An 18,555-nucleotide genomic window follows, 5' to 3' on the forward strand; every position below is an offset into this window, starting at 1 on the left:
CAGGAATGCATCTGCTACTGAGGTTGCAGTCGGTGGTGCTATAGCGCTGACTCTTTATACTGGAGCACAGAACATAATAATGCGCCTGCAGCCCAATGCTGGTTTTCTCACAATAGCAATGTTCCCATTTTTTGGGATTATCTGCGCCACCGGAGTTTATAGGCTTTTAATCCCGATCAGGGATTGAAAATGGGGTTTGCTTGCTGGCAACATGTAGCAGGCAATAAGGGCTTCGGGCTTTTTCCTACCCTTACCTGGATTTACTACAAGAACCTCTTTTGCCTGTGAATATTGCGTGTCCCTTGTGCGTGGTGATCTCGCTTTTCAAGAATGGAGAATTACCATACAATAATACCGGAGTACAGAAAAGAGTAAAGGACGGGGAAGAAAGATTACCGTGGATTTTGCGGTTGAGTATAATAGATAAAAAAGGAGAGGGAAATGGAAGAAAATAGAAAAATAAAAATACCGGGTATGCTTTATATACTCATTTCGTTTATCCCCTGGATTATTTACTGGATACTGTGCAGCATGGGAAATACTTTAGGAGTGCTTATCCCCTTAATAATCTCTTTAATTCTCATAAATCCTCAAGTCCAGAGACGAGACTTCAATTTGATGGATATTACTTCTCTTCTCTATTTTAGTATAGCTAATGTTGCTACTTTTATCTTTAATGTGAGTGTATTTATGGAGCAGAATGGCTTTATGGGATATTTTGTTCTATTTTTGATGGCCTTGATTTCCATAATTGTAAAACAACCTTATACTCTTCAGGTATCAAAAAGAGATTATCCAGAAGCATACTGGAAGAACAAATCTTTTTTAGCTATAAATAACCTGATAACTGCGGTTTGGGCTGGTATTTTTCTATCTAATGCGGTTATATTCCTATTTTTCTCTTTTCCTTTCACCGTTATATTTTCCAATGTTCTGGTTGCCCTGGGCATAATTTTCTCCACAATTTTTCCTATCAAAGCGCCTGCTTACTTCACTACTAAAGAATTTAAAAGATACGACTGGAATGTGAAAGTAGAACCGAAAATTCCAAAAGGGGAGAATGAATATGATGTTATAATCGTCGGCTCAGGTATTGCTGGCTTGGTGTGTGGTGCTTTGCTCTCTCGGAGGGGTTATAAAGTACTGGTTATGGAGCAGCATTCTCAGGTGGGTGGTTATTGTTCTTCTTTTCAAAGAGGAGGGTTTGTTTTTAATACCGGGGTGGAGGATGTAAGTGGGTTGTGGGAGAGGGGTCCTGTCACCCGCCTTTTGGAGGTATTAGGTCTAAAAAGAGAAGACTTATTTGTGCGAAATACTACAAGATATATTTTGAAAGGAGAGGAAATTAGCGCTAACAATTTAGAAGAGTTTACAAATGCGCTCTCCAGCATTCATCCCGAAGAAAAAGATAATATTTCTTCCTTCTTCAGTGATGCCGAGCGAGCTTATATAGAATGCTACCAGGGTACAGAAATTTATGGTGTTCCCTTGCCTGCAGAATTAATCGTGAAAGTTTGGGGAGAGAGGGAACTTTTAGATTATCCTCGAAAGTGTCCTCTCTTTTATGACTGGATGAATAAGACCTATATAGAGAAACTCGATGAATACTTTAATGATGAAGACTTAAAATATCTGATGAGCGCTCTCCTGGGTTATGTGGGGACAGAGCCGGAGAAAACACCTGCCAGCAGCGCACTTACCGCTTGTGTTTCCTATTACCTCCATGGAGGTTACTTCCCTAAAGGTGGTGCACAACGGTTTGCCAATACTTTGAGAGATTTTGTTGAAGAGCAAGGAGGAGAAGTTTTAACCAGGCACAAAGTAGATAAAATAGTGGTGGAAAAAGGTAAGGTTACAGGGGTAAGAAGAGGAGAGAATACTTTTGAAGCCCCCATAGTTGTTGCTAATGCCAACGCTAAAACTACCTTTTTAGAGCTGGTGGGAGAAGATATTCTGGACAAGGAGTTTACCAGGTATATAAAAGGATTAAAGATGTCGCCCTCTGCTTTTATGGTATTTTTGGGTGCTGATGTGGATTTATCGAGTTATCCCACGCTTATTAAGAATTTAGATGAGGGGTATGAAATTATCATTAATTCTAATGCTGATCCAACTTTGGCACCAGATGGTAAATCCAGTATTACCCTGATAAGAGGAGCAAACTACCACGATTTTCCAGAAAGAGGAACTGAAGAGTATGTAAAGAAGAAAGAAGAGATGAGAGAGATGCTAATTCAGAAAGCGGAGAAGGTTATACCTGAACTTAAGGGGCATATAGTCGTTCAGGATGCAGCAACGCCAAAAACTCTGGAGAGATATACCTTGATGCCTGAAGGCGCTCTTTATTCCTTCGACCAGTCCGTAGAAGTTAAAAGACCCTATTTTAAAACACCCTTAAAGGGTCTGTATTTAGCAAGTGCCTCAACTTTCCCGGGAGGGGGAATAGAGGCAGTGGTAATGTCCGGAATTATTTGTGCCAATGATATATGTGGGTGGGAAGGTGGATTGCTATTGTAGTATCCAGAAAGTTTGTTGTTTACAATAAGGGAGGAAAATACCCCTTATGACTCCCGCAAGAAGTCAAAAAAAATATAAAAGACAAAAACCACCGGGGGCATAGACTTTCTGTAACCCTTCTTATCTGTCACCCCGGCAACTTTCGAGCCGTTTTTAGCCTGCCCCTATCACCCCCAAGTCGTCATTCCTGAATGTCTCTATCATCCCCCAATTCGTCACCCCTGAATGGTTCTATCAGGGGTCCACGGTATTAAAAGCATTTGGATGCCTCGCTAAATTTCAGGCATGACGGAAGAGGTGGATTCCCGATTGAAGATCTCGGTAGTGACGGAAACCAAAAACTCTCGACCTCTTTTTCCCCTTCCCTCACATTCTCCCGAGGAGAGGGTGAGGGTGTTTTTCCTCCGGGAAAGTGAGAAAAGCAAGATTACCACGCACTGAGGGGAGTGTTCTCTTTCTTAATGGTCTTTTACCTGTTTAATTTCTTTTCTTTAATCTTACGTCATGGACCGTTCTATTTTTCTCTATCGTAGTTGTTTAATTATTTTATTATCTTTTATGCTTTTAGTCTTGCGCCGCAGGCTGCCTGCTTCTCGCAGTAGCGGTTGGGTAGGTTAATAATGCCGGGGCACAGAGGGGAAGGGCATCGCAATGGGTTTTGTGATTAAATATAGTGGGATTTCTCTCTACTGGGTTTTGGCTGAGTCACAACTTAGTATATACTTAGGATGTCAGATGAGGTTATTTTGAGAAGAAAGGGGGGATGAAAAGATGAAAGTACTTCATACGGCAGATATCCATTTAAGGGAATATGAAGATGAGAGGTGGAAGGCGCTTCAAAAGCTGATTGAGATTGGAAAGGCAGAAAAGGTTGAGCTTTTTGTAATAAGCGGTGACCTTTTTGATAGAGGGATTGACGCCGAAACTTTAAGACCTAAGATAAGGGAAATTTTCTCGAATACTGGTTTTAAAATAGTCCTGATTCCTGGAAACCACGATGATGAATCATATAAAAGCGGTATGTACTTTGGCGAAGACACAATTATCTTAAACGACTTAAATGAGCCTTTTGAATATAAAGATGTAAGGATATGGGGGTTACCTTTTGAACCCCTGGAGGGGGAAAAGGTTGTTGAAAAGCTCCGTTCTATAGCTAATAATTTAACTTCAGACAGGAAGAATATTCTACTATATCACGGTGAATTGCTTGATGCTTTCTTCTCCAGGAGGGATTTTGGAGAAGAAGGTGAAGAGAGATATATGCCGGTCAAATTATCTTACTTCAAAGATTTGAATCTTGATTACATACTTGCTGGACACTTTCATTCCCGATTTGATATGTGGAAGTTAGAAAACGGAGGCTACTTTGTTTACCCTGGCTCACCCGTATCAATAACTAAAAGAGAGACAGGACGGAGAAAAGTAAATATATTTGAAATCGGGCAGCCGCCCAGGGAGCATCCTCTTGATACTTTTCATTTTGAGGAAGTGGTCATAGAACTGGACCCTTTTATGGGGGAAAATCCGGTAGAGATAGTAAAGGAACGACTTAAGGCATCCCATCCTGAAGCGAGTATTATCTTGACGGTTAGGGGATACATTAACAGTGAAGAGATTGAAATGAGCGAATCTGAGCTTGTAGAGCAAATAAAAGAAGTCATTAAGGACAAACCGGTAGAAGAATATCTTGAATTCAGGGACATGTATACCATACTTGAAGATGACTTGTTTAAAAGCTTTATGAGCAAGCTCGCGGAGACTCCTTTTACCGAAGAGAAGAAAAAAGAATTGCTTGACCTCACGATACAAGCGATGATGGAGGCCAGGTTATGAGAGTAAAGGAATTCTCAATAATGCGATATGGTCCTTTGTCCAATACCGGTAGAATATTGCTCCATAGCTTCAATCTGTTCTGGGGTAAAAATGAGGATGGGAAAACCCTCACCATAGATGCCCTGGTAAAGATGTTGTTGGGGCGAAGTGTCAGGGAGTTTGAGCACATAAATCGGGTAGAAGAAAATCCGGAGGGTTATGTAATCGTAGAAAGCGAAAAAGGTGAGGAAATTAAGCTTCCAGAAAGAGGAGACTTAACAAAGATTGCTGGTTTGACTTCTTCAGAATGCTGTAATATTTTCATAGTGAGGAATAGCAACCTGTCTATTGCCCGTGACGCTGCTCAAGAGAGTAAATTTTATATCGATGTGACGGATCGTCTCACCGGTCTTAGAACAGGAGAAATCCGTAGAATAAAAGAGGCTCTCAAAGAAATGGGTAAGATAACCCCTCAGGGTGCATTTAGAGATATTAGAGATGAAAAATTAAAAACAAGAATAGAAGATGCACAAAACTTGATAGAGAAAATTAAAAGCCTATGCAAAGAAACCGAAGAAAAAAGGTTTGACGAACTTGAAAGAGAATCTGCAGAATTAAAGGAAGAAATAGAAAGAATAGATCGGGAAATGAAAGCATTTGAAGATGCCAGAAAGAGAGAGAAATACGAAAGGGGACGAGAGGCATTAGATAATTTTAAAAGCTCTCTGGAGCGGCTCAAAAACTTGGAAGTTTACAATGAAGAAGATGAAAGATTATGGAGAGATTGCCATAGAGACATCATGACTCTTGATGAAGAAAGGAAAAAGGTAGCTGAGGAGCTTGAGGAGAGTAAAGAAGAGTTCAAGATAATAAACGAGAAGTTAGACGAGGCAGAGAGAGATTTTCGGGTTCTTTCTGAGAGAAAGAAAAATCTGGATGAGGAAATTAAACCGGAGTTAAGGGCTTATAAAAATAAAAGTGTAGAGTTAGTGGAGCAACAAGAAAAAGATAAGGTTTTCACTTTATTAGGGATAATTTTCGCAGTATTGCTGGGGATATCTTTGCTTGGAGTTATTTTCAGCCCTTCGCCGTTATTTTATGCTCTGGTAATATTGTTTTCCGTCTTGGTTTTAGTATCGGTAGTGTTTCAACTTCGGCTGGTAAGGGAAAAAGCTCGACTTGCGAAGATACTGGAGAAGAATAAACTGTCTCTTTCAAAATTGGGGATAGAAGCAGAGAGTGTGGAAAAGATTCTTTTTAATATTCAGAGGTTTGATGAGGGTTATCACAGAAAATTTGAAGAGCTACAAGACATAAGAAGGAAAAGGGAAAACTTAGAAGAAAAAATTGAAAATTTGCAAAGTAAGAAAATTCCTGAGATAGAGAATAAACTTAAAAGCCTTGAAGAAAAAATAGAAGAGATAAAAAGAAAATCAAAAGAAGAATCTTTAGAGGAATACACCGAGAAGCTCAAGTTAAAGCAAAAACTGGAAAGGTTATTAGGAGAGCAAAGAAGCATCTTAAAGAGCCACCTGGGGGAGAAGGGCAAAAGCTTGGAAGAAAATATTTCTTACTGGAGCGAAGAAATTGAAAAACTTGAGATATACGAGGATAAAGCTAAAAATGTGAAATATAGCGAGACTGCTGTAGTAGATTTGGGAAAGAAAAAGGCAGAACTGGAAGAGAAGTTAAAGGACATAAATGAGATTATGAAAGCCATTCGAAAGGATTTGGATGACATAGAGCGAAAGGTGAACGAAATTCTGCGATTAGAAGAAGAATATCTGCACTGTAAAACATTAGTGGATTTGGAAGCAGTTAAAGATGAATTGCAAAAATTTGTTGATGAATGTGAAAATAACAGGAGCAATGTATTAGAAGTTATAAGAATTTTTGAAGAAATAGAAGCAGAAGAAAAAGAAAAGGTTTCTGAGCTTTTTGGCAGGGGAAGTTCCACGTCAAAATATTTTGGAGAGATAACTGATGGTCTTTATGAAGAAGTTGTATTCAATCGGGAAGAAGAAAGAATTAAAGTCAGGCGTAAGGATAATATGATGCTGGAGGCAGAAAAGTTATCCGGTGGCGCATATGACCAGTTGTATTTTTCTATCAGACTTGCTCTGGGAGAAAGGCTTCTGGAAAATAAAAAAGGATTTTTTATTATGGATGACCCATTCATAAAAGCAGACCCGGATAGGCTACGGAGACAGATCGAAACATTAAAGAGAATTACTGAATTAGGATGGCAGGTTATGTACTTCAGCGCCAAAGGGGAGATTAAAGAGGCTTTGAGAGAAGATATAGACTGTGGCAACATTAACTATGTAGAGCTTCCGGGTATATTAGCTTAAATATCAGGTGATTTACATCGGCTTTACTATACCGGGGGAAGAAGGTTAGGCAGTTTAAAGGATGTGCTTTAATTCCTGAGGTGCGTGTTTGATGAGAGCCACTCCCATATTTGAGCTATTTTGCTGAGCTTGTGTTGATTCCTACTCCCTTTTTCCCATTGCTCTGGGGAAAGAGAATAGACACTATACTGCAAGATTTATTTTGCCATCATTCTAATCTTTTCAGCTTTAAACATGTTCGTTTTGCAGAAGTTAATGGTGCTGGGAGATGGCTGGGAAATAAAAGCGCGAGAAAACTTAAGAACGGGTTCTTTATTACTCAAAAAGATGGGCATCAGCATCTCAGGCAAACTTTTACTGCTGATGAAGTTCAATAATGCAATTGGAAAATTGTATAATTATATCAGCAATATAGCATGCATCCCCGATATAGAGGAATGGGAGCAGAAAAGGTAGGCGCCAGAAGAGTGGTGCTCGATGTTGAAAGCGATAATATCAGCACTATTGCTTTCCCTGCATTTTAACAGGGTGATAAAAGAAATCTGAGATGGCAAAAAAGATAATTGCCAGCAGAAAATAGAGCTATGTTGGATTAACCACTCATTTCCCGGGGTGTCATTATAGGCAATCCTCCGGTGTGTCATAATGATCCTCGTTTGCTCATCTGCCCGAAGTAGTCATTACGAGTTCGCATTTTCGCTTACGCGGCAATCCCGAGTTTTTAACCCGATGTAGCTTACTTTTAGCGTTTGTTGAGGCTCAAAAAGGAAAGATCACCACGGGAGACGAATAAGCGACCCTCGCGATGACAGGAAAAGAGGTTCCTCGCAAAAGAGAAGGGGGGGTGATAAGTGGATTTAACCTTTATAGTTCTGGATTCCTGATAGAGATATTCAGAAATGACAACAAAAAAAAGACACCCTCACCCTCACCTTAACCCTCTCCCGAGGAGGGTAAGGGGAAAATAGTTCAGGGGTGATGGTAAAAGCAAGGGGTTGATAAAGGGAAATTCTTTTCCCCTTTATAGTCTACTGTATTATTCTGTTTACGATTGCATTGAGAAAATTTATAATATTGCTCAATTAATGGATGGCTCGGACTCGTTATGACCTGTAAATAATGAGGGGGCAGGTGGCTCGTTTTATTTTGTTCTAATTCTGTAAAGCTAGACTTCACAAATCTAGGAAACGTCAGTAAAATATGTAACAATTTAAAAATAGGGAGAACCTTCAGTGAAAAAGAAATTTGATAGAGTGTATCAGTTCAAGATTACTCTCAAGGGTATCAGACCACCAATCTGGCGGAGAATACAAGTTCCGGAAACTTATACCTTTTGGGACTTACATGTGGCTATTCAAGATGCAATGGGCTGGGAAGATGCCCATCTTCATGAATTTGAAATGGTCTCTCCTTCTACAGGAGAAAAGGTGAGGATAGGAACTCCAACTGAAGAAGCTGAGGTTTTTGGGCAACAAATTATCCCGGAAGAAAAGCAGAAGATTGCTAACTGGTTTTCTATGGAAAACAGGGTGGCAAGTTATGTTTATGATTTTGGAGATGATTGGGAACATAAGATAGAATTAGAAAAAATACTTCCTCGGGAGAAAAATATTAAGTATCCTGTATGCATAGCCGGCAAAAGAGCCTGTCCTCCTGAAGATTGTGGAGGCGTATGGGGATATGAAGAATTTTTAGAGGCTATAAGAAATCCTGAACATGAGGAACACAGTATAATGTTAGAATGGATTGGTGGAGAATTTGACCCTGAATATTTTAATCCGGAAGAAGTTATATTTGAAGACCCTGATGAACGTCGAAAATATTTATGGGAATAATAGGAACAATAACCCACATAACTTAACAAAAGGGCAAAGAGAGGGTATAAAGGTATGAATAGCGGGGAAAAGAGATGAGAGATTTCATAAAAGAGGCAGAGAAATTATTAATTGCTGCCAGACATGACCTGAATATGGGAGATTACTATTCCTGTTTTTCAAAAAGTTATCATGCCATGGTCCTTTCAATAAAGGCGTCACTGAGCTTATTCGAGGGGCGTTTTAGCAAAATGGAAATAGAAGTGCTTAACCGAGATGTAGAAAAAAAGTTTAAGGATATTCATGATCAGATATTACTTATGGATAATGGGGCAGGCTTTATCTTAAATGAGGAAGAAGTAAAAGAGTTTTTAGAAGAAGCAGGTGATTTTGTCCAAAAGTCAAAGAATGATCTTGAAGAGTGGTTACAGACAAAGGGAGAGAAATAATCTGTCATTTCCCTGTTAATGGTAGCTGTGATAAAATAGCCAGATAGATGAACCGCGAAAAGGAGATTGAAATGCGATGAGAGAGTCAACTCGTACTTTGACTTATTCAGCTATAGCTATCGCGTTAGTGGCTATAGCCACTATGAGTTTGCAGATTCCTATTCCTCAGACTCGAGGATATATAAATCTGGGAGATACCTTAATATTTGTTTTTGCCCTGCTCTGGGGAACTCGAGTGGGGGCTTTGGCTGGAGGATTAGGCTCTGCTTTAGCTGACCTTCTGACCGGGTATGCTCACTGGGCTCCGTTTACTCTGATAATTAAAGGGATAGAAGGTTTCTTGGTGGGAGCTTTTGCCAGCCGGGAGCAAAATCTCCCTAAACGGATTCTCTTTTTATCTCTGGCTGGTTTAGAGATGGTGGGAGGATATTTTTTGGCTGGCTCTCTTCTTTATGGACCTGGTGTGGCAATAGTGGAAATCCCGGGCAACTTAGTGCAAGCTGGAAGCGCGGTTCTTCTATCCTCTCTTGTAGTATATGCCATCCGCAGAGGGGAGAAATCTATTTTCCATAGCATTTAGTTTCTTTCCTGCTTTTTTATATGGCGGAGAACTTCTTCTTCTACCTCAGGTAGAGACCGCAGAAAACGATGAACTAAGCGGGGAATATCTTGAGAGGTTTTTCCCTCAAAGCGAAGGGTGTATACTGGTTCGGTAACTGATTTGCGAATCATTGCCCATCCTTCTTCCCACTCTACTCTTATTCCATCGAGATAGGACACTTCTCCTCCTGAAAGTGAATTTTCCACGAGAGGGAGCAGGTCTTCTCTCCCTTTAGCAGCAATCCGAATGTCGGGAGTGATATGAGAAGGAGGGAAAGTTTCCCTTATTTGAGAAAGAGGGTATGGTGTTCGGGAAAGATAATAAAGGAATAGAGCTGCAGCATATAGCCCATCATCTCTTTTTAGTTCCCGGAAAAAGTAATGACCGCTGATTTCCCCTGCCATAAAGGCATTTTCCCGGAGGAGGCGCCTTTTAATATGAGCATGCCCAGAACGCTCCGGAATAGGTATACCTCCCATTCTTTTTACCTCTTGAGGGACAATCTGAGAACATTTTAAGTCATAGATAAATTTTTCTCCCCCGGGAAGGTGGGGCAAGGTGTTTCGAAGGAAAAAAATAATTCCTTCTTCTCCTTTTAAAATTTTTCCCTTCTCATCTGCGAACACTACTCGATCCCCATCCCCATCAAATGCTATTCCTGAATCTGCTCTTTCTTCTCTTATTTTGTGAGAAAGAACAATTAGATTGTCTTTTTTAGAAGGATTAGGAGAACGATAAGGGAAAGATCCATCTTTTTCACAGAAAAGAGGAATTACCTCATAACCCAAATTCCTTAAAAATTGAGGGGCAAGGTCAGAGTAGCATCCACTACCACAATCCACCACTACCCGCAATGGGCGGTGGGGCAGAGGAACGAGAGAGGAGAGAGAATCGAGATATTCTCTATCTAAATTCTGGATGGCTCTCTTTCCTTTTTCGCTACAGCGAAAGTTTTTTTCTTTAACTTTTTTAGCTAAATTGGTAATATCCTCAGGAGCAGGAGGGGTGTCCCCCCAGGTGATTTTAAGCCCGTTATATTCTGGAGGATTGTGGCTTGCGGTAACCATAATCCCTCCTTCTCCTTGTAGCTTTTCTACAGCAAAGTATAAAAGAGGGGTAGGGACAACCCCCAGATCAACTACTTCTCCTCCACTTTCTAAAAGTCCCTTGATAAGGGCTTCTTTAAGGAGAGGAGTACTTTTCCGCACATCTCCTCCCACTACTATTCTGGAACCTGCAGGAAGCAGTGAGGCAAAAGCTCTCCCGATGAGATAAGTTTTTTCTTCGTCGATTTCTGCAGGGAAAATTCCTCTGATATCACACTCTTTAAAAATACTCATTCAATTCACCTTTAGTATTCCTTTTTTTATTAAATCATCAGTAGCCAGAGCTACTGCTTCTCTTGCCGAATAACGGGGAGTGAAATTTAAAACTTCTTGAGCTTTTAACATGGATACACAGCAACCCTGTCGGACGTGTTGAGCAGCTTCTTCGGGATAACCAAATTTCTCAGTGTATTCTTCTAAAGAAATATTTTGAAAATAAAATTCTTTTCCAAAAAGAGAGGCGAAGTATTCTCCCAATCCCCAAAAGGTCATAGCTTCAGAAGCTCCGCAGTTGAAGCTTTCTCCAATAGCTCTGGTTTCTTTTTCTATAGCCCTTAGAAAAAGAGAGGCCACATCTTGAGGGTGAACATGGTGAAGGGTGGAGAACCCTCCATCCAGCAGATAAATTTCTTCTCCATCGATTATTTTTTGTAGATTTTCTGGATTATGGTCTCCAAAAGGAGTAACAAAAGTTTTTCCTGGACCGGTAATATGTCCGGGGTGGATGACGGTAGCCTTAACCTTGCCCTCTCGTGTAGCCTGCAAAAGCTTGCTCTCTATTATGGCCTTTTTACGAGCATAATCGTTTTCGGGAAACCGAGGAGCGCTTTCAGGAGTGGGAACTATTCTGGTTTTGCCATATACCCACACTGTACCGCAGGAAAGAAGGTGAACATCTTTTCCAGTTAGAGCGTCTATAAGAATTTGAGCGCTCTCCGGTTCAAAACAGATAATATCTACTATAATGTCTGCTCCTGTTTCTTCTATCAACTCTGGCCAGCGGCCAGTTCTCTCCTCTTTTTCTCTATCCACTGTTACCATCTTTATCTCTTTTTCCCAGAAACCTTCCGGGTAGGCAGCGGTTTTTCCTCTGGAAAATACCACCACCTCATAGTCTTTAGCGACCAGAGAGGGGATTAGATAACTACCAATATGCCCCGTGCCTCCTATAACCAGAACTTTTTTCCTTTTCATATTTTCCTCCTTTACTTTATCATTTTATCCTTTTATAGTTATATTTAAAAGGTAGTTAATTAAAAATAGTTAATAAAAGAAAGGAGAGCGATAATCTTGGAGGAAAACTGGAGAGAAAAGTTAGAAAAAGCATCTCTTTCCCGAATAATGGAGGTGGCCTATGAAAACCAGGTGTTAATCCCTGCTTTTAATGTTGCTTATCTTCCCATGGTGGAGGCTATTATGGAGGCATTACGAGAGACCGAGCCCTTTGCTCTTTTAGAGGTTTCTCGTCCTGATATCACTCGTTTTGGAGCAAAGAGTTTTCAAGCGGTAAAAGAGGAATATGAGCGCTTTGGAGACCTTGCTTTTAGCCGACTCCATCAGGACCATGTCCCGGTGATAGATGAGGAAGGAGAAAAGGTAGACTGGAAGTCGCTCATCGAAGAGGCTCTTTCTCTGGGATATCACTCAGTGATGATTGATGGCTCTCGCTTGCCTTTGGATGAAAACATCCGGGTTACTCGAGAAACGGTGATGATTTCTCATCGTCGTGGAGTTTGTGTAGAGGGAGAATTGGGCTCAGTTCTGGGACACGAAAAAGGCCCTCTTCCTCCTTATGAGGAGCTTTTTCAGAGCGGGCAAGGATTTACTTCTCCTGAAGATGCTCAACGTTTTGTTCAAGAAACTGGCGTAGACTGGCTTTCGGTGGCTATTGGTAATATTCATGGAGCAATCACCGGCGCGGCAAAAGACCAGAAGAAAGTGGAAGCTCGATTGAATATCCAACATCTACAACAAATTGCACGAGTGACCGGGATTCCCCTGGTTCTTCATGGAGGTTCGGGAATTAAAAGAGAATACGTTTTAGAAGCGATTAAAAACGGTATTACCAAGATTAATATAGGAACTGAAATCCGCCAGGCTTATGAGAGAGGTTTAGGGGAAAATTCTAATATAGAAGAAGCTCAGAAAGAGACGAAGGAAAAAGTTAAAGAGCTGATAACTTCCTACTATGAAATAGAGGGCTCGGTACATATTCTTTCTAAAAAACTATAAAAGGGATATATGAGGTTACCATAATGGACTCCGAAAACTGGGCAGAGCAATAAGACTGTAAGATCATTCAGTGAATATGGGACGCATCCTCGCAAGATAACGAAATGGAAGAAACAACTACTTGAAGAATTACCTTCAATATTTAGTGATAAAAGAGTAAAGACAAATGGAGAGTTAAAAGTAAAGTAAGAATGGCTCAAAAAAACTATCCTCTTCGGGGAGGAAAAGCATAAAGTGACAGAGCCAATGAATCCGGAGATACTATTATATGGACAATGTGAGCTTATAGGGTTTTCTTGCTCTTCCACACTTTTTGGTCTTTCGAAAGATTTAGGGAGGATGCTAGAAGTAAACTGAACTCTCTACTTACTTCTTTACGGCGATCTTTTACTCGTGGACGGACGCCGGGATTGAGCCTAATCCAGTAAGAATATCTCTCTGGTAGATAACCATTACGAACAATAGCTCGGCGTCCTCCCTCATCTTTTGGAGTGTGGTATTGATTGATAAATTCCTCTACTTCAGCTTCGGAGCTGGCTTTACATTGACTTTCAAAGGGGGCTGTGATAGATTGACTGTTAGTGGTAATTACCATTTAATGTATTTGTCTAATCGAAGGAGGTGGTAAAATATAAGTTAAAGCTAGCTAGTACAAATTAGTTTATGTGTAAATGGAATAATCATTTTTCAAGCTTAGTTTTTAAATGTGTTAAAGGTTATTATTTGATTAACTTTTATGTGTCAAGAGAAGGGAGGCAAGTTGCTTTATGAAGAGGTTGCTTTGTTTAGCTATTATATTAGGAATGGTCGCCGCAGGTTTTAGTGCTATTGCTCAGGAAGAACCAGTTTACTTGGGTACAGCCATCAGAAGTTTGTCTAACCCCTACCACGCAGTATGGGCTGAGGGAGCTACTGCTTTTGCTAAATCTCTGGGTTGGGAAGAATACAACGTAATTCAAACTTGTGAAGGGTCGAGCGAGAAGCAGTTGAATGATATAAAAGCTCTGGTGGCCCGTTCCCAGGGTAATGTAGTTTTTTCTATCGATCCCAACCAGGCTACTGATACACCTGCTATCGCAAATGAGCTGGAAAAAAGTGGAGTTTACTTTGTGACTTGGTGGAATAAGCCTGACGATGTCAAAGTTTCTGATTACAAATATTGGGTATGCCATGTTACCTTTGATAACCGTGTTTCTGGATATAATACCGCCAAAATCCTATTTGATAGCATTGGTGGTTCAGGCAAAGTTTTCGCCTTGCAAGGATTGCTTGGGAATAGTTCCACAATTGAGCGCTGGGAAGGTTTTCAAAAAGCATTGGCTGAATATCCAGAAATTGAATTAGTGGGTTGGCAGGCAGCTGATTGGGAAAAAACAAAAGCTTATAACCAAGTTTCTAATGCTTTGATAGCTAATCCCGATATAAAGGCGATATGGTGTGCCAATGATGCTATGGCTATTGGAGCTTTAGAAGCTTTGCGCGCGCGTGAATTGATAGGCAAAGTACCGGTATCCGGAGTTGATGGCATTCCAGAGATGATAACCGCCATTAAAAACGGAGAGGCAGTTGCTACTGTATCGTGGGATGGTTTCTGGCAGGGAGGAATGGGACTATCTATTCCTTTGGCAGTTAAACAGGGTAAAATTAAAATCGAAGAATTACCAGAAAACAAAAGAGAGTGGATTGCTGAGAGTATTTTGATTACTCAAGAAAATATCGATTGGTATATTGAGAATTATGTGGAAGGTACTCCAGAATATGATTGGAATGACTACTGGGGAAAATGGGTGCGAGGTATAAGAGAATAGTAATAACTTTATAATTTTATTTAGCCCGGAGAATCTTCTCCGGGCTAAATTTCTTAAGGGGGAATAAAAGAGACGTGGAAAGCAAAACGGCTGTTTTATCTGATAGTGAAAAAACTTGGTTGAGTGGAATAGGAGCAAATCCTTCCTTACTGGCTTTAATCATTTTAGTTATATTTTTTAGTTTATTAAATCCTCGTTTCTTCACTCTTTCTAATTTGTTTAATATTCTGGATTTGGCTTCTTTACTTGTGATAACTTCGCTTTCTCTGGCCTTTATTCTTATGATGGGGAGTATCGATCTCTCGGTGGAAGGAGTAGTGGGTCTGTGTAGCGTAGTAGCAAGTTTATTAGTAAAGAACTTTTCTAACTCTAATGATTTTGGTTTTTTAGCTTTAATTATTTGCGGGTTAGTGGGAGGTGGTTTTGGTTTTTTGAACGGTTTCATACTTTCTCGCTTTAAAATTCCTTCTTTTATGGTTACTTTGGGTATTGGCTACATTACCACTGGTCTTGGAGTTTTAATCACTCGGGGTAACCCGGTAGTGATTACCGATTGGAACTTTCGTCTATTAAGTCTTGGTAAGGTTGGATTTTTACCTTTTCCTTTTATTTTGGCTCTCGGTTTATTCTTTGTAATCTGGTTTATTAGTGAAAGGACGGCTTTTGGTCGGTATGTTTTGGCTTTGGGAGGAGATGAGACTATTGTTCAAGACCTGGGGGTACCTACTTCTAAAATTAAAACCAAAGCTTTTTTAATTGGAGGAATTCTATATGGGATAGTCGGGGCTCTGCTTACAGCGCGCTTGGGCTCAGGAGATATTACTGCTCCTTTGGGTTTTACTTTTGATTCTATATGTGCATGCGTTTTGGGAGGTATTGCTATTACTGGTGGAGTAGGAAATATTCCTCGAGCTATTATTGGAGCCTTCATTCTAACTATTTTGCGCAATGGAATGGTTTTGATGGGGATAAGCCCGTATGTTCAAGAGGGGATTATTGGAGTGGTATTGATTGCTACAGTCGCTTTGACTATTGATAGGGAAAAGATAAAAATAATGAAATGACTTTGAATTTTGGTTAAATAAGCATTGGGAGGTTCAAACTTATGGAGCCAGTCTTGAGAATGGAGAATATTTCTAAAACTTTCCCTGGAGTTCGAGCCCTGGAGGATGTAAATATAGAAGTTTTTCCTAATGAAATTGTTGGTTTAGTGGGAGAAAACGGAGCGGGAAAAAGTACTTTAGTGAAAATTTTGGCCGGTGTTTATAGGGCTGATAAAGGAGAAATCTTTCTTCGCGGGCAAAAGGTGGGGATTAAAAATCCTAATGATGCTCGAGCGTTGGGAATTGGGATGGTTTTTCAAGAACAAGCAGTGTTGCCCAATATGCGAGTTTATGAGAACCTTTTTTTAGGGCGAGAGAAGTTTTTTGTTCGTAGGGGAACTTTAGACCAAAAACTAATGATGCAGGAAGCAACAAAAATTCTTGAGGAAGTAGGGTTAGAATTATCTCCTCAGGTTTATGTCCATGAACTAAATTTTATGGAGCGGCAAATGGTAGAGATTGCTCGAAACATCTGGCTAGCTCGTCAGGCTCGAGTTGATTACCCCATTATTATTCTGGACGAACCCACTACTGTTTTGGAAGAAGAAGAAATTGAAAGGCTGTTTAATAAACTCAGGGAGTTGAAGAAGAGAGTTTCTTTCATTTATATTTCTCATCGATTGAAAGAAGTAGTTGAACTTTGTGACCGAGTTTATGTTCTAAAAGATGGTCAAAATGCTGGATGTTTCTTTCATGAGGAAGTTTCTGAAGAGCTTTTGCGCTCTAGAATGGTAGGACGAGAATTACATGAGGAGTATTATTTAGCATCAAAACAAAGGGAACCAGCAGAAAAGGTTGTTTTGGAACTAAGAAACTGTACTAAAAGAGATGCTTTTTATGATATTTCTTTTAGGTTGCACCAGGGTGAAATACTGAGCTTGTGTGGAACGGTAGGTTCGGGTAAGGAAGAGCTATGCCGAGCCCTTTATGGTGAAGTCAAACTTGATTCTGGAGAAATTTGGATGGAAAGGGAAAGGGTAAACATTAATTCTCCTGACCAGGCTTTCGCTTTAGGTATTGGATATATTTCAGAAGACCGACGAAATGAAGGACTGATTTTACATCTTCCTATATTTGAAAATATTACATTGCCTATTGTTCATCGTTTAGTTTGGGGTTTTTTAGTCAAGCGAAAAGAACAATTTCGTCTTTCACAGGAAATGATAAATAAGCTACGGATTAAAGCTCCTTCTCCATCGGTTTTGTGTTTTAACTTAAGTGGAGGTAATCAACAGAAAGTAGTAATAGCTAAATGGCTGCTTTCTCAAGTTAAGGTTCTCATTATGTCTCATCCTACTCGAGGAGTGGATGTAGGGGCAAAACACGAAATTTACGCTCTCATCAGAGAAATGGCGGAAAATGGAATGGCTATGATTGTCATGGGAGATAGCTTTGAAGAAGATATCGGTTTGGCCAATCGGATTATAGTCATGAAAGATGGGAGAATAAGCGGTGTGTTGGATGCCACCGAGTCTAAACCTGCTCCTTCTGATTTAATACAATATGTAGTGTAGTTTGAGTGATTTTCAGGATAAATTTATAAGGAGGACGAAAGTGGATAAAGGGAAATTGTTAGCTCTAAGTGTAGTTGCCGTTCTTTTTGCTGTTTTGGCTTTTTCTAGTCCTCAAGCTTTCCTCTCTAGATATAATATTGGAACTCTTCTGGATTATGCTGCTACTTATTTTATAGCAGCCATCGGTTTAACTTTTGTAATTATGATTGGGAGCATAGACTTATCTGTAGGAGGGATGCTCTCTCTTTTTACTGTTGTTTTTGTTTTAGCTCTTAATTATTTTGGTTTTTGGGCATATTTTATTACCATTGGTTTGGGTTTCCTTTTGGGAATGGCCAATGGCTTAGTTTTTACCAAACTTAAAATTCCTTCCTTTATTGGAACTTTTGGAACTTCCGGGGTATTTGCTAGCCTAGCCTTAATAGTTTCTGGTGGTCGTCCCATTGGGTTGCGTCCTCAAGCTTTATCTCTTCTTAATCCTTTGACTTTTGAGTTAGGACCAATTAAGGGTTCACATTTATTGGCTTTTGTTCTTTTTGGTATTTTTTTTCTGATTCAAAATTCTACTCCTTTTGGTAAATATGTAGCGGCTATCGGGCATTCAGAAAGAGCTACTTTGTTAAGTGGGATTAAAGTAGACCGTACTAAAATTTTCTGTTTTGCTCTATCTGGACTTTCGGCAGCTTTAGCCTCCATAGTTTTAGTTTCTCGAATGCTGAGTGGAGACCCCACTATTGGAACACCTTATCAGCTTCAGGTAATTGCTGCAGTGGTAGTAGGGGGTACTGCTTTGACTGGTGGAGTAGGGGGTGTATTTAACACCCTGCTTGGGACTTTAATCATTACTTTGGTGGGTAATGGTTTGTATGTAGTGGGGATAGATGTATATTATCAGATGATAATAACTGGTATCATTACTATGGTGGCAGTTATTTTAACTTTAGATCGGACTAAAATAAAAGTAGTAAAATGATTGAAAACAAGGGAGGTTTTATTCTTGGATTTAGGTCTTAAAAATAAAATAGCAGTAATAACCGGAGGCAGTATCGGAATTGGATATGCCGTAGCTCAAGCTTTTGCTCGGGAAGGAGTGCATTTAGCTCTCTGTGCTCGAGGAGAAGAAAGAGTGAGGGAAGCAGCACAAACTATCTCCCGGGAATATGGAGTGAAAGCTGTAGGAGTTAGAGCTGATGTATCTAAAGCAGAGGATATCAATAACTTTGTAAAGGAAATAGAAAAAGAGTTTGG

General features: G+C 40.0%; 15 protein-coding genes. 13 read left to right on the top strand and 2 right to left on the bottom strand.

Going from position 1 to position 18,555, the window contains the following annotated elements:
* The 7 genes from GXZ17_RS02930 to GXZ17_RS02960 all read left to right on the top strand — a co-directional run.
* On the top strand, positions 1-187 hold a 187-nt coding region (locus GXZ17_RS02930; RefSeq protein ID WP_409375793.1), incomplete at its 5' end, for a hypothetical protein.
* 254 nt (positions 188-441) lie between these two features.
* Complete coding sequence (locus GXZ17_RS02935; protein WP_409375794.1) at positions 442-2,517, top strand: FAD-dependent oxidoreductase; 2,076 nt, start codon at positions 442-444, stop codon at positions 2,515-2,517.
* A 771-nt stretch (positions 2,518-3,288) separates the two neighbouring features.
* Entirely contained in the window at positions 3,289-4,350 is a 1,062-nt protein-coding gene (locus tag GXZ17_RS02940; RefSeq protein WP_409375795.1) for an exonuclease SbcCD subunit D, read from the top strand.
* A complete protein-coding gene (locus GXZ17_RS02945) occupies positions 4,347-6,680 on the top strand; it encodes an ATP-binding protein (protein ID WP_409375796.1) in 2,334 nt (777 codons plus the stop codon). Before GXZ17_RS02940 ends, GXZ17_RS02945 begins: the two co-directional genes overlap by 4 nt.
* 1,232 nt (positions 6,681-7,912) lie before the next feature.
* A complete protein-coding gene (locus tag GXZ17_RS02950; RefSeq protein ID WP_409375797.1) occupies positions 7,913-8,515 on the top strand; it encodes a plasmid pRiA4b ORF-3 family protein in 603 nt (200 codons plus the stop codon).
* Between the two features lie 74 nt (positions 8,516-8,589).
* The gene (locus tag GXZ17_RS02955) at positions 8,590-8,943 is read left to right on the top strand and encodes a HEPN domain-containing protein (protein WP_409375798.1); all 354 of its coding nucleotides are present in this window, start codon (positions 8,590-8,592) and stop codon (positions 8,941-8,943) included.
* Between the two features lie 76 nt (positions 8,944-9,019).
* Positions 9,020-9,523, top strand: coding sequence for an ECF transporter S component (locus tag GXZ17_RS02960; protein WP_409375799.1), 504 nt, complete (start codon positions 9,020-9,022; stop codon positions 9,521-9,523).
* Here the strand turns inward: GXZ17_RS02960 and GXZ17_RS02965 are convergent.
* On the bottom strand, positions 9,520-10,884 hold the full coding sequence (locus GXZ17_RS02965; protein WP_409375800.1) for a phosphomannomutase/phosphoglucomutase: 1,365 nt from the start codon (positions 10,882-10,884) through the stop codon (positions 9,520-9,522). The genes GXZ17_RS02960 and GXZ17_RS02965 overlap by 4 nt on opposite strands.
* Complete coding sequence (locus tag GXZ17_RS02970) at positions 10,885-11,844, bottom strand: NAD-dependent epimerase/dehydratase family protein (RefSeq protein WP_409375801.1); 960 nt, start codon at positions 11,842-11,844, stop codon at positions 10,885-10,887.
* Positions 11,845-11,940: 96 nt separating this feature from the next.
* On the opposite strand from GXZ17_RS02970, the gene GXZ17_RS02975 reads away from it, so the two are divergent.
* The 6 genes from GXZ17_RS02975 to GXZ17_RS03000 all read left to right on the top strand — a co-directional run.
* Positions 11,941-12,882 (top strand): class II fructose-bisphosphate aldolase, encoded by a 942-nt coding sequence (locus GXZ17_RS02975; RefSeq protein ID WP_409375802.1) that lies wholly within the window; start codon positions 11,941-11,943, stop codon positions 12,880-12,882.
* A 767-nt stretch (positions 12,883-13,649) separates the two neighbouring features.
* On the top strand, positions 13,650-14,690 hold the full coding sequence (locus tag GXZ17_RS02980) for a sugar ABC transporter substrate-binding protein (protein ID WP_409375803.1): 1,041 nt from the start codon (positions 13,650-13,652) through the stop codon (positions 14,688-14,690).
* Between the two features lie 74 nt (positions 14,691-14,764).
* Positions 14,765-15,754 carry an ABC transporter permease gene (locus tag GXZ17_RS02985; RefSeq protein WP_409375804.1) on the top strand — a complete coding sequence of 330 codons (990 nt, stop codon included), beginning with the start codon at positions 14,765-14,767 and terminating at the stop codon, positions 15,752-15,754.
* 41 nt (positions 15,755-15,795) lie between these two features.
* Complete coding sequence (locus GXZ17_RS02990; protein ID WP_409375805.1) at positions 15,796-17,307, top strand: sugar ABC transporter ATP-binding protein; 1,512 nt, start codon at positions 15,796-15,798, stop codon at positions 17,305-17,307.
* Positions 17,308-17,347: 40 nt separating this feature from the next.
* Positions 17,348-18,280, top strand: coding sequence for an ABC transporter permease (locus GXZ17_RS02995; RefSeq protein ID WP_409375806.1), 933 nt, complete (start codon positions 17,348-17,350; stop codon positions 18,278-18,280).
* 24 nt (positions 18,281-18,304) lie between these two features.
* The coding region (locus GXZ17_RS03000; protein WP_409375807.1) for an SDR family NAD(P)-dependent oxidoreductase at positions 18,305-18,555 on the top strand (251 nt) is incomplete at its 3' end.

The organism is Candidatus Sordicultor fermentans, from assembly GCF_012728195.1.
In the GTDB taxonomy this organism is placed as follows: Bacteria; Atribacterota; Atribacteria; order Atribacterales; family Caldatribacteriaceae; genus Sordicultor; species Sordicultor fermentans.

What these genes read in the sequence shown, in the direction of transcription:
- GXZ17_RS02935 (WP_409375794.1), top strand. Translation starts at nt 442, where the DNA reads ATGGAAGAAAATAGAAAAATAAAAATACCGGGTATGCTTTATATACTC.
- GXZ17_RS02940 (WP_409375795.1), top strand. Translation starts at nt 3,289, where the DNA reads ATGAAAGTACTTCATACGGCAGATATCCATTTAAGGGAATATGAAGAT.
- GXZ17_RS02945 (WP_409375796.1), top strand. Translation starts at nt 4,347, where the DNA reads ATGAGAGTAAAGGAATTCTCAATAATGCGATATGGTCCTTTGTCCAAT.
- GXZ17_RS02955 (WP_409375798.1), top strand. Translation starts at nt 8,590, where the DNA reads ATGAGAGATTTCATAAAAGAGGCAGAGAAATTATTAATTGCTGCCAGA.
- GXZ17_RS02960 (WP_409375799.1), top strand. Translation starts at nt 9,020, where the DNA reads ATGAGAGAGTCAACTCGTACTTTGACTTATTCAGCTATAGCTATCGCG.
- GXZ17_RS02965 (WP_409375800.1), bottom strand. Translation starts at nt 10,884, where the DNA reads ATGAGTATTTTTAAAGAGTGTGATATCAGAGGAATTTTCCCTGCAGAA.
- GXZ17_RS02970 (WP_409375801.1), bottom strand. Translation starts at nt 11,844, where the DNA reads ATGAAAAGGAAAAAAGTTCTGGTTATAGGAGGCACGGGGCATATTGGT.
- GXZ17_RS02980 (WP_409375803.1), top strand. Translation starts at nt 13,650, where the DNA reads ATGAAGAGGTTGCTTTGTTTAGCTATTATATTAGGAATGGTCGCCGCA.
- GXZ17_RS02990 (WP_409375805.1), top strand. Translation starts at nt 15,796, where the DNA reads ATGGAGCCAGTCTTGAGAATGGAGAATATTTCTAAAACTTTCCCTGGA.